The organism is Streptomyces sp. bgisy159 (genome assembly GCF_057707805.1).
Genome location: NZ_JBYIQX010000020.1, coordinates 1 through 12,711, shown reverse-complemented (window position 1 = coordinate 12,711; position 12,711 = coordinate 1). Strand labels below are relative to the sequence as shown.

Annotated in this window: 6 protein-coding genes and 1 pseudogene; 1 reads left to right on the top strand and 6 read right to left on the bottom strand. The window is 71.2% G+C overall.

Translation table 11 applies throughout. From position 1 onward, the window contains the following. Nucleotides 1-51 precede the first annotated feature (51 nt). On the bottom strand, nucleotides 52-2,835 hold the full coding sequence (locus AC3ET3_RS20085) for a response regulator (RefSeq protein ID WP_435612596.1): 2,784 nt from the start codon (nucleotides 2,833-2,835) through the stop codon (nucleotides 52-54). A gap of 281 nt (nucleotides 2,836-3,116) precedes the next feature. Next, entirely contained in the window at nucleotides 3,117-3,950 is an 834-nt protein-coding gene (locus AC3ET3_RS20080) for a hypothetical protein (RefSeq protein WP_432155593.1), read from the bottom strand. Between the two features lie 135 nt (nucleotides 3,951-4,085). On the opposite strand from AC3ET3_RS20080, the pseudogene AC3ET3_RS20075 reads away from it, so the two are divergent. Next, nucleotides 4,086-4,244, top strand: a pseudogene (locus AC3ET3_RS20075) (LuxR C-terminal-related transcriptional regulator); the annotation flags it as partial. Nucleotides 4,245-4,255: 11 nt separating this feature from the next. Here AC3ET3_RS20075 and AC3ET3_RS20070 read toward each other — a convergent pair. From AC3ET3_RS20070 to AC3ET3_RS20055, 4 genes are all read right to left on the bottom strand, one after another. Next, nucleotides 4,256-5,044 carry a leucyl/phenylalanyl-tRNA--protein transferase gene (locus tag AC3ET3_RS20070; RefSeq protein ID WP_432137962.1) on the bottom strand — a complete coding sequence of 263 codons (789 nt, stop codon included), beginning with the start codon at nucleotides 5,042-5,044 and terminating at the stop codon, nucleotides 4,256-4,258. After that, nucleotides 5,041-8,322, bottom strand: coding sequence for an amino acid adenylation domain-containing protein (locus AC3ET3_RS20065; protein ID WP_432137963.1), 3,282 nt, complete (start codon nucleotides 8,320-8,322; stop codon nucleotides 5,041-5,043). Before AC3ET3_RS20065 ends, AC3ET3_RS20070 begins: the two co-directional genes overlap by 4 nt. A gap of 69 nt (nucleotides 8,323-8,391) precedes the next feature. Next, nucleotides 8,392-11,562, bottom strand: a complete 3,171-nt coding sequence (locus AC3ET3_RS20060; protein ID WP_432137964.1) for an EAL domain-containing protein — start codon at nucleotides 11,560-11,562, stop codon at nucleotides 8,392-8,394. A gap of 308 nt (nucleotides 11,563-11,870) precedes the next feature. Next, nucleotides 11,871-12,608, bottom strand: a complete 738-nt coding sequence (locus AC3ET3_RS20055; RefSeq protein ID WP_432137965.1) for a TetR/AcrR family transcriptional regulator — start codon at nucleotides 12,606-12,608, stop codon at nucleotides 11,871-11,873. Nucleotides 12,609-12,711: the final 103 nt, after the last annotated feature.

The following is a 12,711-nucleotide window of genomic DNA, read 5'->3' as shown; positions in this document are numbered from 1 at the left end:
TCTCCTTCCCTGCGCCGGTCCGCGCTCCGCGTCGGGGGTGCGGACCGGTCCTCATCCGGGTTCGCGGCCGGGAAGGTGGGAGCGCAGCGTTTCGAGGGTGCGACAGGTACGGTCGAGTTCATCCCGGAGACGGGGGGCGGTCTCGGTCGATGAGGCCGGGTCTCCGGCCCTGGCGTGCGCCTCCAGTTCGTGGCAGCAGGCGGCGAGGCTGTGGGCCCCGATGTTGCCTGCTGCGCCTTTGATGCTGTGGGCCTGGTCCGCGATCCCCCGGGCGTCGTGGCGGTCGAGCGCGTGGAAGAGCGCACGAGCCATCTCGGGGGCGCGGGCGAGGAAGTGGTCCACCAGCCGGTCCACCAGTGCCTGCTCGGCCGGGGTCCCACCGCCGCGTAACTCGTTGAGCCGCTGTTCGACGGAGCCGCGCAGGCCCTCGTCGTCCGCCTGAGGGCGGTCGGGGTGGACCCAGCGGGCGAGGGCTTGCTCCAGCTTCCGGGCGGTGACGGGTTTGGCGATGTAGTCGTCCATGCCCGCGGCCAGGCACTGTTCCCGGTCTTCGGCGAGGGCGCCGGCGGTCATGGCGATCACCGGCAGGTGACGGTCGCCGTCCCGTTCCCGTCGGCGCAGTTCCCGGGTGGCGCTGTAGCCGTCCATTCGGGGCATCTGGCAGTCCATCAAGACGGCCTGGTAGCTGTGCTCCTCGGCCATGCCCAGGGCCTGAGAGCCGTCGACGGCGGTGTCCGCGCTGTAACCGAGCCGGGTGAGCAGGCCCTGGGCGACCATCTGGTTGACCTCGTTGTCCTCGACCAGCAGCACATGGCCGCGGTGAGCGGCCGGGGACGGGGCGGGCCCCGCTGTCGCGGGGGTGGCTGTCTGCCCTGCCGGGCCGGTGAGTCCGACCAGTGCGTCCATGAGTTCGGATCCCTGGACGGGCTTGGACAGGCTGCGGGCGATCCCGGCCGCCTGGAGTTCGGCGGCGGACGGCGGGCTGCCGGACATGAGCAACAGCAGCCGGGTGCGGGCGAGACTGTGGTCGGTGGTGATACGGCGGGCGAGTTCCAGGCCATCCATGTCTGGCATGGCCATGTCGAGGATGGCCAGCGGGAAGGGACGGCCGGCGGCCACCGCCTCGTGCAGGACCACCAGGGCCTGGGGGCCGCCGGCGATCGTGGTGGGCCGCATGCGCCATCTGCGCAGCTGGGAGTCGAGGATCAGCCGGTTGGTCTCGTTGTCGTCGACGACGAGGACCCGCTGCCCGCGCAGGACGTCGGGTTGCGGCGGGGCCGGCGGCGGCTCGGGGGTGCCGGGTGCACGCACGGGCACGGTGAGGGAGAACGTGCTGCCCTCGCCGTACCGACTGGTGACCCCGATGGAGCCGCCCATGGCCTCGGCGAGCCTGCGGCAGATGGCCAGCCCCAGACCGGTGCCTCCGTAGCGCCGGGTGGTGGAGGCGTCCGCCTGGGAGAAGGCGTCGAACACCCGCTCCTGATCGTCCTCGGCGATGCCGACGCCGGTATCGGCCACCTCGAAGTGCAGCCACGGCACATGCTCCGCGGGCGGCCGGGAGGGGGCCGGGCGGGCGCGCAGCACCACCTCGCCGGATTCGGTGAACTTCACGGCGTTGGAGGCCAGGTTCAGCAGGATCTGCCGCAGCCGGCCGGCGTCCCCCAGTACCAGGGCGGGCAGTTCCGGATGGCAGTCACCGAGGAGTTCCAGGCCATGGGCCTGCGGGGTCTGCGCCACCAGCGCGATGACCTCCTCCACCAGCGCCTGCGGGCTGAAGGCGACCTCGTCGAGTTCGAGTCGGCCCGCCTCCAGCTTGGAGAAGTCCAGGATGTCGTTGATCAGCGACAGCAGTGCCGTGCCGGCCGCCTGGATGCCCTCCGCATAGCGGCGCTGCTGCGCGTCCAGCGAGGTGCCCAGCAGAAGGTTGCTCAGTCCGATGACCCCGTTCATGGGGGTGCGGATCTCGTGGCTCACGGATGCCACGAACCGCGACTTCGCCCGGCCCGCGGCGATCGCCTGGTCGCGGGCCTCCGCCAGAGCGGACTCGGTCTGCTTGCGCTCGCTGACGTCCCGGACGAAGGCGTTGAAGCACCGCGCCTTCGCCGACTTCAGTCGCCACACCGCCAGTTCGACCGGGATCTCGTGGCCGTCGCGGTGCAGGGCGGTCAACTCGATCTGCCGGCCCAGCACGTGGGACTGCTCTCCCGCCAGCACCCGTCGCAGGCCGGCCCGGTGCGCGGCGCGGTACCGCTCGGGAATGATCGTCTCGGTCAGCGGACGGCCCATCGCCTCGTGGTGGGTGAACCCGAACAGTCGCTCGGCGCTCTGGTTCCAGTCGATGACCAGGCCGTTCTCGTCGATGGAGACGAAGGCGTCGCGTGCGGTATCGATGACCGAGCGCGCCTGTTCCTGCAACAGCCGCAGGGCTTCCGCGCGGCGCCGCTGGCCCTCCGCCTCCCGGATGAACCCCCGCACCTCCAGCGGCTCGCCCGCGGCGTCCCGCACCACCCAGGACGTCGTCTCCGTCCAGATCCAGTGCTTGCCAGCGTGGTGCAGGCGCAGGCACACCACCACGCGGCCGTCGCGCAACAGGTCCTGCTCGGCCCACTCGAACTCCTCCACGTCGCCCGGATGCACCCAGGAGCCCGCCGAAGTCCCCACGATCTGCTCGGTCGGCCGCCCGAGCAGTGTCTGCCCCGGGGCGGACACCTCCAGGTAGACGCCCTCGATCGTCCGGCGATAGACCATGTCCGCGGAGTTCTTCAGAAGGAGACGGAAGCGCTCCTCGTCGTCTGACGCGTACTGCCGTGCCGTGGCGGTGGGTTCCAGTTCCATCGTGCGCCTCCGCATGCCTGCACGACCACAGGGTGCGGCCGGGATCATCGGCGGACGCTCGTGACCAGGAGGCCGCACACCCACGCAGTGGTGCTGAAGCCGGCACACCCACGAGCCAACACTTCGGTGATGACGGAGATCGGGCGGTCTGCGAATCGGACATCTCCAGCGAAGAATGAACGACTGAAGATCGCAAATCGAGGTCCTGAGGACGGGGCCGTTTCGACTGCGGTGGCGCGCCGCCGCAGCGACACGGTCGCCCGGCGCGGCGAGAAGGCCGATCAGTCCTGCTGACCGGGGGGTTGCTCGGCGGGCGTTCGGCCCGCAAGCACGTCCTTGAGCCGTTGGGTACCGAGTGTGACCGCCTGCTCGGTGGAGTCGTGCGACGCACCCTCGAGCCCGCCGTTGGTGAGGGTGATGGCGTTGGCACCGACGCGGACGGCGGCGACGTCCAGCGTCAGCGTGGCGGGCATGCCGTCCGAGTCTCCCCTCAGCGTCACGCGCAGTCCCTGGCGGGCGTCGCCGGTGCGGGGCAGAGAGTTCTCGATGACCTCGACGGTCCGCTCGTTGCCGCCGTCGTTGTCGGTGACGGTGAAACTGTCGCAATTCACCGGCAGCGACTTCATCCAGTCCAGCGACTTGTCCAGGCTTTGCCGGTCGTAGGCGGCGACCTGATAGAACATCCGGGCCTGGCCGCCGTCGGAGAAACCGGTCATCGCGCTCGGCCCCGAGGGCTTGCCCAGCAGGTCGTCGTCGTAGAGGGCGCCGAGCAGCCGTTGGCAGTCGGCGGCGGCGGCCTTGCCGGTGAGGAAGTCGGCGACGTCCACCGTGCCGACGAGGAGTGAATCACGCCAGGTGGCCGCGTCCGCGACCTCGTTCCAGTTGCCTTCCAGATCGGTCTCGTCGACCAGTGCGGTCTTCGCCCCCGCCTCAGTCAGTGTCCCGCCCGAGGCCGTCGGGGATCCGCTGATCACGGACGAGGCCCGGACATCCGTGCCCCCGGAGCCGCCGCCCGCCCCGTCACTGGTGGCGCAGGCCGCGATGGGCAGCAGCGCGCCGACCGCCGCCATGTGGGCGAGGAGGCGGACGGGGCGGGCGACTGTGCGTGGGCTCATCGCGGATGCCTCCTGAGGGTGGGGTGCTCACCCCCAGGGCACCACCGGGGTTTCTCTCCCACCAGCGCTGCGGCCCGTACGGGTGAAGCCGCGCCGGGCGTCGCCTTCGTCCGGCCGACGAGCGCTCCGGCCCCGGTGGCCCCCCGAACGGTCAGGGGCTACCTCCGCTCGGCGATGCGGAAGCTGGGCGCCCACAGCCGGGAGGAGGCGGCGACGGCCCGCAGGACGGGCCTGCTGCCGCAGTGGCGGCACGCAGCCGTTCACCGGCCTCTCCAGGAGCACGCGGGCGGCTGACCGCTCCCGTCTCAGGCCCGTTCCGTCGGTTCGGCGAGCCGGCGGGCGGGCAGGGTGGCCGAGGGAATCGGGCGCCCGTCCTGCGCGGTGGCGTGCAACTGCCGCAGGTACTGCTCCCGGGGCACGAGAACCCCGCCCAGCGCACGTACGTGCGGGCTGTCGCGCTGTGCGTCGAGCAGCACCCCGCCGGCCCGTTCGAAGCGGGCCGCGAGATCCGCCACCGCAACCTTCGAGGCATCGGGGCGGCGGAAGAACATCGAGTCCATGCTGAACACGGACCCGATCCGTACGCCGAAGACACCGCCGACCAGCTCACCGTCCTCCCACACCTCGACGCTGTGCGCGTGACCCTGACCGTGCAGCCGTACCAGGCTCGCGATCAGTTCTTCGGTGAGCCACAGGGGGGTCCGGCCGGCGCGGCACGCACGGACGACCTCCTCGAACCGCCGGTCCAGGCTGGTCGACCACGGCAGGCGGTTACGCAACCGCCGGACGAGGCTGCGGCTGAGGTGCCTGGCCGTGACGGGTACCACCGGCCTGGGATCGGGCGACCACCAGGAGACGGCGTAGGGAGCGGACGTGCCGTCCCCCACGACCGGGATGTGGCCCTCCTCGACCTGGTCGGCGAAGGCCACCTCGTTGAGGGCGTGCGCGTATTCGTCGGACGCCGGGAACGGATAGACACCGGCTCGGTAGGCGGCCAGCAGGCTCGCGGGTGTGAGGTCGGCGGAGAAGGCCACAGGGCCGTCCGGAGCCGCCGGCAGCAGGTCCAGCGACTCCCAGCCGGGGCACCGGCTCACCACCGTGGCGCTCCCTGCCCCTGGCCGTTCGCGGGCCGTGCGAGGTCCCCCCGCTCCAGGAAGTCGAGGTGACGGTCCAACATTGTCGCGTCCACGGGGGGGATGTCGACGCCGGAGTTCCTCAGCGCCCGCTGCGCGTTGTCGCGTGCGAACTCAGGGAAGACGCCCTGGAAGTACATCTCGCTCACCGTGATGTCGGCGCGGTGGCACCGGTCGACGAAGAGCGGTACGAACGGGGTGAGCGGGTCGGTGGGATGCCCGGCCGCGTACGTCACCAGCGAGGCGACCCACTCGTCGTAGGGGATCTCCCGGACCGGGTGTCCTCGGTGGCGCAGACGCTCGGCGAGCGAGTGCAGCAGCGTGGGACGGGGATTGGTGAGATGGTAGACCTCGCCCCGGGCGGGCAGGTGGGTGGAGATGTGCCCGATGGCCTGGGCCATCTGGTCGCCCGGCAGGAAATCCAGCGGGAGCGGCACGTCGGGGCAGAGCCCGGTCCGCGCGATGAAGCCGATGAGGGCGGCCATCTCGCTGCCGGCGTTCATCACGCCCGTTCCGCTGCCGCCCGTGACGTCCATCAGGCGGTAGACGGCGACCGGCAGGCCCGCGTCGGCCGCCTTCTTCAGCAGAGCCTCCGCGACCCACTTGGTCTCCACGTATCCAACCGACAGGTAGTCGGCGTAGCGCAGCGGGGTGCTCTCCGTCACCTCGCCCACCCCGGCCGGCCCGAACCCGGCGATCACCGCCATGCTCGAGGTGAAGTGGACGGGGACACCCCGGCCGGCGGCCAGACGGATGATCTCGTAGGTGCCCTCGACATTGGCCGGGCGCAATTCGTGGTACGGGTACACGAAGTTGACCTGCCCGCCGAAGTGGTAGACGGCGTCGACGGTCGCTCCCAGTTCCTCGAACCGGCCCGGGGACAGACCCAGGCCCGGCTTGCTCAGGTCGCCGACGACCGCCTGGACGCGTTCGCTGGTCAGGGCACTGTGGACGTGGCGCTGGTGGCTCGCCCGGATCCGGTCCAGGCCGTGCTGCTCGTCGGAGGCCCTGACCAGGCAGAGGATCCGTCCCGTCGTGCGGCGCAGCAACTCGTCGATCATGTGCGCGCCGCAGAACCCGGTGGCTCCCGTGAGCAGGAGGTCACCGGGGTGGCCGGGGCCGGGAGCCGGCGCGCCGCCCGCGACCGCCGGGATCGGCCGCTCGTGCTCGGCAGCGAAGTCCGTGCCCAGCCCTTCCGCGTGGGCCAGTGTGCCGTCCCGTGCCCGGCGCACGGACTCCGCGAACGCGGCGAGCGTCGGATACCGCAACAGGGAACGCGTCAGGTCGCGGATCTGTGAGACGCCGATACCGAACATGACCCGGCTCCGGGCGAGCATCTCCATGGCCAGGAGCGAGTTGCCGCCCAGCTCGAAGAAGTCGTCGTGCGGACGGACGTGGTCCACGTCCAGGATCTGGCCCCACAACCGGGCCATCCCCAGCGACACCGGACGGTCGTCGACGGGAGCGGTCCCCGACGGGGCCCGGGTGTGCGGCACCGCTTTGCGATCGAGCTTCCCACCGGGCGTGACGGGCAGCCGCTCCACCGCGTGGAGGACCGCCGGGATCATGTACCCGGGCAGAGTCTCGGCGAGCGCCGACCGCAGCCGTGCCAGCAGTTCCGCCTCGTCGCCGGTCGGTGGCGCGGCGGGCGTGTAATACGCGACGAGGTCCCGTTCGCCGTTGTCGTGCTCCCGGGGCACGACCATGGCCTGGCCGATCTCCGGGCGGGAGACGAGCGCCGCCTCGATCTCGGCCGGGTCGACCCGGAATCCGCGGATCTTCATCTGGTCGTCGATCCGGCCGAGGATCTTCAGGTTGCCGTCCGGGCGCAGCCGGCCCAGGTCCCCGGTGCGGTACATGCGGTCGCCGGGAGCGAAGCCGTAGGGGTCCGGCAGGAACTGCTGTGCCGTCAGGGCGGCCTTCCGCCGGATGCCGCGCGCCAGCATCCGCCCGCCGATGTAGATCTCGCCGCGCTCGCCCGGGGGCACCGGATGTAGGTCGCGGTCCAGTACATGGACGAGACAGCCGTCGAGGGGTCTGCCGACCGGGGCGACGGCCGTGTCGGTCGCGGCGAGCACCTGCTCGTCCAGGTCGCACAGCGTGGAGGTGATGGTGGTCTCGGTCAGGCCGTACGCGTTGACCAGCCGCACGCCGGGGATCCGGTGCAGTATGGCCCGGCAGTCCTTCACGGTGACGATCTCGCCGCCGACGATGGCGAGCCGGAGCGAGGCGAGGTCCCGGCCGTCGCCGGCGGCGCGGACAACGCGGTGCCAGTAGGAGGGCGTCAGGTCGGCGACGGTGATCCCGTACGCGGGGAGGCGGTGCAGCAGTTCGGTGGGCGCCCAGGTCCGGGCGCCCGCTAGGACGAGTGTTGCGCCGCTGGTCAGGGGCGCGAAGATCTGTTCCAACGCGGTGTCGAAGCCGAGCGCGGCGGCGTTGAGTACCCGGTCGCCGGGCGTCAGGCGGTAGGCCCGGGCGACCGTGGTGAGGGAGTGGGCCAGCGACCGGTGGGTGACCAGCACACCCTTGGGCGGTCCGGTGGATCCGGAGGTGTAGACCACGTAGGCCAGGTCGTCCGGCCGGGGGCCGTGTTCCGGACGCCGCGTCTCCCGCGGTGTCGGGCCGGGGGCAGGCTCACCGACCTGGACGACCCGGGCCCGGCACTCACCGAACAGCGGGGTGTGCTCGCGGCTGGAGACGATGAGGCGAGATCCGGTCTCCTCGACCAGCGCGGCCATCCGCTGCCGGGGAGTCGCCGGGTCGAGGAGGAGGAACGCCCCGCCGGAGTTCAGCACCGCCAGCAGCGCCACGACCAGCTCGGGCACGCGGTCGAGACACACGGTGACGACGGCCTCCCCGACCACGCCCGACTCCCTCAGTTCGTCGGCGAACCGGTCGGCGCGGGCGGTGAGTTCGGCGTAGCTCAGGCGGCCGTCGTCCGAGAGCACCGCGAGCGCGGACGGGGCCCGCCGGGCCTGCGCCCGTACCAGCTCGGGGACGGTGTCCGGCACGGGGCCCACAGCGGGCGGCCGCTCGTCGCGCGCGCTCGCGGGTCGCATGTCGCTCCATCGGCGGTCGACCAGGTTCGCGCACCAGGCGGCGGGCGCTGGTCCGCCGATCAGCCGCCATCCGGCCGGAACCCGTCGACCGGCGGGCCAGATCGCGTACTGTTCCTCGTCGTTGCGCAGCACGAGGCGCAGTGCCGCGGACTCCCGCGACGGCAGATCACGTTGCGTCACCTTGGGTCTCCTGCCTCACGCGGCGCCCTGCGCAGCAGGGCGTGTGCCGATCGCGGGAGCGGGCCACGGTCACCGCTTCCTCTCCGCGGGCGCCTCGGACATGCCGGCCAGGCGGACGAGCGGCGGCGCGAGGACGAGCTGTCCCGCTTCCTCAGCGCTGACCGGTTCGGCGAACAGGTACCCCTGACCGAAGCGGCAGCCCATGGAGATCAGCGACTCCTGCTGCTTCACGTCCTCCACTCCTTCGGCGATCACCGTGAGACCGAGTGTGTCCGCGAGATGAGTGATGCCCTCGACCAGGGCGTACTGCTCGGGTGAGCGCCCGAGTTCGTCGACGAAGGACTTGTCGATCTTGAGTATCGAGATCGGGAACTCACGCAGATAGCTCAGCGACGAGTAACCCGTTCCGAAGTCGTCGATGGCGATCCGGACACCGAGCTCGGTGAGCGCACTCATCTCCGCCAGAATACGGTCGTCGTGATACATCAACAAACTCTCGGTCAGTTCTAGTACGAGAGACGAAGGCTTGATGTCGGAGAGGTCCAGGGCGCGCTGGACCACGTCGTAGAACTCGGTGTCGCGGAACTGGCGCGGTGACACGTTGACGCTCACATATGGTGGGTGACGGTCGGTCAGCCCTCCTCGGCTGACGGTCTCCCGCCAGCTGACGGCCTGGGCGGCGGCCTGGTCGAGCACCCAGGCACCCAGCGGGACGATCTGGCCGCTCTCCTCCGCCAGTGTGATGAACTGTTCCGGCAGTACCATGCCGCGTGTGGAGTGCGGCCAGCGCACGAGCGCCTCGAACCCGGCGATGTGACCGCTGGACAGCTCCACGATCGGCTGGAAGAGCACCATGAAGGACGTCTCGATGGAGGAGTTGTCCAGACCGTCCTGCAACGTGGCCCGCTCGGCCATGCCGCGTTGCAGCTCCGGGCGGTAGCGGCACCACTGGCGTTTGCCCGCCGTCTTCGCCGCGTACAGCGCGAGATCGGCGTGGGAGAGCAGTTCGACCGCGTCGATGCTGTCCTCCGTCGTGGCGACGCCGATGCTGGCGTACGTGCTCATGGGTCCCGAGCTGAGCCGGAACGGCTCGGCGAACACGCTCATCACGTGCTCGGTGAACCGTTCCACGCCCTCGGGCCCGACGGAGCCCTCCACCAGCAGGGCGAACTCGTCCCCGCCGATGCGCGCGGCGGTGTCGGAGGCACGGACCGTGGTCTGCAGCCGCAGCGCCAGGGCGACCAGCAGTTCGTCGCCCACACTGTGGCCGTTGATGTCGTTGACGACCTTGAAGTCGTCCACGTCGACGAAGAGCACGCCGACCACCGTGCCGTCGCGCTGGGCCTGCACCAGGGCGTGGTTGACGCGCTCCTGGAAGAGAACGCGGTTGGCCAGGCCGGTGAGCGAGTCGTGGAAGGCCCGGTGGGTGAGCTCGCGTTCCAGCTTGCGCTGTTCGGTCACGTCCCGCAGGGTGAGCACCACCCCGCCCACGGTCGCCTCCTCGCGCAGGTCGCTCCACCGCACCTCGACCTCGATGGGCGTCTGGTCGACGCGGATCATGCGCCAGTGCTCGCGGCGGGTCTGGTACTCGTGGCTGCGGATCCGGGCGAGCGTCTCGACCACCGCGCGGCTGTCCTGGGGCGGCACCAGATCGACGAGCTGTGTGCCCTCCAGGTCGGGGACGCCCAGTACCTGGTCGGCGGACGGGCTGGCATAGCGGACGCGGTCGTCGTCGAGGATCAGGATGACGTCGGAGGCGTTCTGCACCAACGTGCGGAAGTAGGCCTCGCTGTTGCGCCGGTTGACCTCCTGGGCGAGGGCGACCCGGGTCACCGAGAGCGCCGCCTGCGCGGCCAGGGTCGCCAGTGCGTCGCGAAGCACCAGCAGGTGACGTTCGTCGCCGGCCACCATCAGGGCCCCGATCACCGGACCGCCCGCGGGGTGGTTCTGCGAGGTGAGCGGGCACACCATCACGGGACCGGTGTGCGGCGGCCGGTCGTCCGGCCTCGCGAGACGGGTGGCGAGATCGGGCCCCAGGGCGTCGAGGGCCACCAGCCGGTTGTCACGGGACTCGGTGAGTTCCCGTACCGCCGTGGCGACCCGCACGGCCTCGGACCCGGCGTCGTGTACCCCGTTCACCCAGAGCGTGTCGTCCGGCATGGTGAGCAGCGCCGAGCGGGGCGGGCTGTCGGGCATCAGCTTCGTCACCGTGGAGGTGACGACGCGTGCCACGTCCCGCAGGTCGCCCGCTCCGCCCAGCTGCGACACCGCTCTGCGCAGCACCTTCTCCCGGCCGAGTGCCTGGCGGTGGGTGGCCGCCACGCCCGCCAGGCGGTAGAGCACGAGGACGAAGAGCACCGCGGAGAACACCCCGATGACACCGACGTTGTCCGTGGCGCCACGCACCGAGTCCGTGAGCAGGATGGCCGGCGCGATGAGTGAGGCCAAGGTGAGCAGGCTGAGCCTGCCCAGGCCGGTGTCGGTATGCCATTCCGTCGTCGGCTGGGTGAGCGTCCGCATGGAGGGATCCAGCGCGGCCGCGGCCCAGGAACCGTAGAGGACCGCCCAGCCGAGTTCGATCGCGCTGCCCGGGCGCCAGGTGTCGTGCAGCTGCACCAGGCCGTAGAGCACGTCGGAGGTGAGCAGGCCGACGGTTCCCACGGTGAGCAGCAACAGCGCGCGGCTCCTGCGCCCGCGGCCGGCGAGCAGCCGCAGCAGCATCGCCAGGACGAGGATGTCACCGAGCGGGTAGGCGATGGCGAACGCCTTCTGCACCCAGGTGAGCCCCGGGGTCTGGGCGAACGGCACGATGAGGATGAGCCACGACAGCAGTGCCAGCCCGGTGGTCAGCGTCAGCGCGTCCACGAGGCTCGCCCGGTCCCGCTGCCCCGTGCGCCAGCGGACGAATCCCAGCAGGGCGGCCGCATAGAGCGGGTACGCGGCGAGATAGAACCCGTCGGCGACCGACGGAAAGGGAGGCTGTTCCTGCCTGTCGAGAAGAATGATCTGGGCCGCCTCGCCCGCGGCGAAGGCGGTGTTTCCCAGGGCGAGCATCAGCCAGGGGACACGGTGCGACGGACGGTTGAGCCGGACTCCGAGGAGAATCCCGACGACACCTGTCGCGCCGATGGCCACGAAGACCATCCGCTGATCGGGATAGAGGTAGTAGAACCCGGTCAGTAGGACGATGGTCGCGCTCACGACGGTCAACGCGATGTGGCTGCGCTGTCGTGTGTCCAACCCGCCTCACCTCCTGGGAGGGCCACGTGTCGGGCGGCCGACCGAGCGGGGTAACGGCACCGGGCAACGGCGGAGAAGCCCTTGGAAGGGCGGAGAAGCCGTGGGGATGCAGGACTGGGAGAGGAGAAGCCTCGGCGGCCGGGGCCGGCCCCGGCCGTCGCGTATCAGCTCTTCGCCGAGGAGTCGACGCGTCTTCATCCAGCTTACCCGGGTGACCACTTACCGCACGTTCACGAGGACGTCGCGCCCTCCCCGGGGGAGACGGCGCTCGTGCGGCACCGAGCACGCGGAACCCGGAACCACCGGCGTCACCGCGCCGTACGGCCCTGCGCGGTGAAATGGTCGAGCAGCGCGTCCAGACCCTCGGCCAGGCCCTCGCGCCCGCCGCGTTCGGCAAGGGCCGGGGCGGCCTGGCGGAGCCGTGGGAGCTCCTGGGGCGGCATGCGGTGCAGTCCGAGGCGGAAGGCCGGGTCGGACTCCTCGGGGTTGTCCACCATGGGCTGCAACTCCACGGACACGTACCCGAGCAGCCAGGCGGTGAAGGCCCGGAAGACCGCGGAGGCGCCCTCCTCGTCGAACCCGGCCTCCGCCAGCAGGGCGAGCACGCGCTCGTGGTCCCTGAGGACAGCCGCCGGCCGGCGCGCCAGGGGAACGGCCAGCATACGGGTGGCCAGCAGCGGCACCGCCCGAGGATGGGCGAGACAGACGTCGTACGTCGTCCGCGCGATGCGGTGCAGGCCGCTGCGCCATGCGGGCGACCCGGACGCGGCGGGGTCGCCCGGTTGGGCGCCCAGCCGTTCCTCCAGTTCGAGGTAGAGCGCCTCCACCAGGCCGTCCAGAAGGGCGTCCTTGCTCGACGCGTACCGGTACAGCGCCATGGCCTCCACGCCGAGCTCACCGCCCAGGCGGCGCATGCTCAGGGCGCTCAGGCCTTCCCCGTCAACCAGTTCGAGCGCACTGGCGAGGACACGTTCGCGGTTCAGCCGGCCGTAGCGGCCGCGGTCGCTGGCGCGGCGCGCCGGTCCGGCGCCCAGTGGTTCGTCCATCGCGCTGCCTCCTCGGTGCGGGGTAAATCGACGGACCGCGGATACAACGTAAACATACGCGCATCACCGCCCCTTCGGCGCGCTCCGACGCGGAGGCGTACCC